At 52.8% G+C, this 2,975-nt stretch carries 2 rRNA genes; both read left to right on the top strand.

The annotated features are described in order from the left end of the window. A 23S ribosomal RNA gene (locus HKX24_RS17485) occupies positions 1-2,651 on the top strand; the annotation flags it as partial. Positions 2,652-2,830: 179 nt separating this feature from the next. Continuing rightward, positions 2,831-2,945: ribosomal RNA gene (gene rrf, locus HKX24_RS17480) — 5S ribosomal RNA — on the top strand. The last annotated feature ends 30 nt before the right edge of the window (positions 2,946-2,975 follow it).

Genomic DNA, 2,975 nt, shown 5'->3' with positions numbered 1-2,975 from the left:
CAGGTATTTTTAGGCTGAATATATAGGCTTAAAAAGGCAAACCCGGGGAACTGAAACATCTAAGTACCCGGAGGAAAGGAAATCAATTGATACTCCCCTAGTAGCGGCGAGCGAACGGGGACCAGCCGAGCCATGAGTGTGATTAGAATGCGTTGGAATGCGCAACCAAAGTGGGTGATAGTCCCGTATAAGAAGCATGATTGGACGTATTAAGTAGGGCGGGACACGTGAAATCCTGTCTGAAGATCGGAGGACCACCTTCGAAGGCTAAGTACTCCTTACTGACCGATAGTGAACCAGTACCGTGAGGGAAAGGTGAAAAGCACCCCGACGAGGGGAGTGAAACAGTACCTGAAACCGAACGCCTACAATCAGTTGGAGCATCCTTGCGATGTGACAGCGTACCTTTTGTATAATGGGTCATCGACTTGGTCTCACGAGCAAGCTTAAGCCGTTAGGTGTAGGCGTAGCGAAAGCGAGTCTTAATAGGGCGTTGAGTTCGTGGGATCAGACCCGAAACCGAGTGATCTAGGCATGGCCAGGTTGAAGATAAGGTAACACTTATTGGAGGACCGAACCCACATCTGTTGAAAAAGATCGGGATGAGCTGTGCCTAGGGGTGAAAGGCCAATCAAACTCGGAGATAGCTGGTTCTCTGCGAAATCTATTTAGGTAGAGCGTCATCCGAATACCCTCGGGGGTAGAGCACTGGATGGGTAATGGGGCCCCACAGGCTTACTGATCCTAACCAAACTCCGAATACCGAGGAGTACTGGATGGCAGACACACGGCGAATGCTAACGTCCGTCGTGGAGAGGGAAACAACCCTGACCTCCGGCTAAGGCCCCTAATTCATGGCTAAGTGGGAAAGCAGGTGAGACGACCAAAACAACCAGGAGGTTGGCTTAGAAGCAGCCATCCTTTAAAGATAGCGTAACAGCTCACTGGTCTAAATAAGTTGTCTTGCGGCGAAGATGTAACGGGGCTCAAGCCATGAGCCGAAGCCGAGGATGCATTTATTGCATGGTAGCAGAGCGTAGTGTGACATAGTTCCATGTGTCCTTATCGTCCCTCGGGACGTATTGGACACAAGGAGCTTTCTGTGAAGCCGGCGCGTGAGCGATCCGGTGGAGAGATCACTAGTGAGAATGATGACATGAGTAGCGACAAAGAGTGTGAGAGACACTCTCGCCGAAAGTCCAAGGGTTCCTGCTTAAAGCTAATCTGAGCAGGGTAAGCCGACCCCTAAGGCGAGGCCGAAAGGCGTAGTCGATGGGAACCAGGTTAATATTCCTGGGCCAGATGGAAGTGACGGATCGCAGGGGTAGTTCATCCTTATCGGATTGGATGGGCTGCTGAGCGGTCCCTGGAAATAGCTCCATCATCAGATCGTACCCTAAACCGACACAGGTGGACAGGTAGAGAATACCAAGGCGCTTGAGAGAACTATGTTGAAGGAACTCGGCAAAATACCTCCGTAAGTTCGCGAGAAGGAGGCCCGGTTCCTAGGCAACTAGGGGCTGGGGGCACAAACCAGGGGGTGGCGACTGTTTATTAAAAACACAGGGCTCTGCGAAGTCGCAAGACGACGTATAGGGTCTGACGCCTGCCCGGTGCCTGAAGGTTAAAAGGAGGAGTGAGAGCTCTGAATTGAAGCCCAGGTAAACGGCGGCCGTAACTATAACGGTCCTAAGGTAGCGAAATTCCTTGTCGGGTAAGTTCCGACCTGCACGAATGGCGTAACGACTTCCCCGCTGTCTCCAACATAGACTCAGCGAAATTGAATTACCGGTCAAGATGCCGGTTACCCGCGGTTAGACGGAAAGACCCCGTGCACCTTTACTACAGCTTCACACTGGCATTAGGCCGAACATGTGCAGGATAGGTGGTGGGCTTTGAAACCGAGACGCCAGTCTCGGTGGAGCCTCCCTTGAGATACCACCCTTGTTCTGCTTGATGTCTAACCGCGGACCGTTATCCGGTTCCGGGACCCTGTGTGGCGGGTAGTTTGACTGGGGCGGTCGCCTCCTAAATCGTAACGGAGGCGCGCGAAGGTTGGCTCAGAGCGGTCGGAAATCGCTCGTTGAGTGCAATGGCAGAAGCCAGCCTGACTGCGAGACTGACAAGTCGAGCAGAGTCGAAAGACGGCCATAGTGATCCGGTGGTCCCAAGTGGGAGGGCCATCGCTCAACGGATAAAAGGTACGCCGGGGATAACAGGCTGATACTGCCCAAGAGTCCATATCGACGGCAGTGTTTGGCACCTCGATGTCGGCTCATCTCATCCTGGGGCTGGAGCAGGTCCCAAGGGTACGGCTGTTCGCCGTTTAAAGAGGTACGTGAGCTGGGTTTAGAACGTCGTGAGACAGTTCGGTCCCTATCTTCCGTGGGTGTAGGATACTTGAGAGGAGTTGCCCCTAGTACGAGAGGACCGGGGTGAACGATCCACTGGTGGACCAGTTGTTATGCCAATAGCAGTGCTGGGTAGCTATGATCGGACAGGATAACCGCTGAAGGCATCTAAGCGGGAAGCCCCCCTCAAAACAAGGTATCCCTGAGAGCCGTGGTAGACCACCACGTCGATAGGCCAGAGATGTAAGCGTAGTAATACGTTCAGTTGACTGGTACTAATTGCTCGATAGGCTTGATTTGATCCAGTAGAAGCAAGACTGCTTAAACAGATCAAAAGCATACACATACAATCAGTCGTTCATGACTTGGACAAACACGCTTTGCGCTCCAATAGAGACGGAGCGGGAACGGGCATCCTTCGGATACCCCGCCTCCCGCCGCCGCTCTCCTGCGCAGAGCGCTACTAGGAATTTATTCGGTTTGGTGATCATAGCGCGAGCAAAACACCTGGTCCCATCCCGAACCCAGCCGTTAAGTGCCGTAGCGCCGATGGTACTGCGTCTTAAGACGTGGGAGAGTAGGTCATCGCCAAACCTAATAAGTTCCTAGACTACAGTATCTCTC

The organism is Sulfitobacter sp. M85 (assembly GCF_029285915.1).
GTDB classification, from domain to species: domain Bacteria; phylum Pseudomonadota; class Alphaproteobacteria; order Rhodobacterales; family Rhodobacteraceae; genus Sulfitobacter; species Sulfitobacter faviae.
The sequence above is the reverse complement of the archived record's forward strand: the minus strand, read 5'-3'. Positions and strand labels throughout refer to the sequence as shown.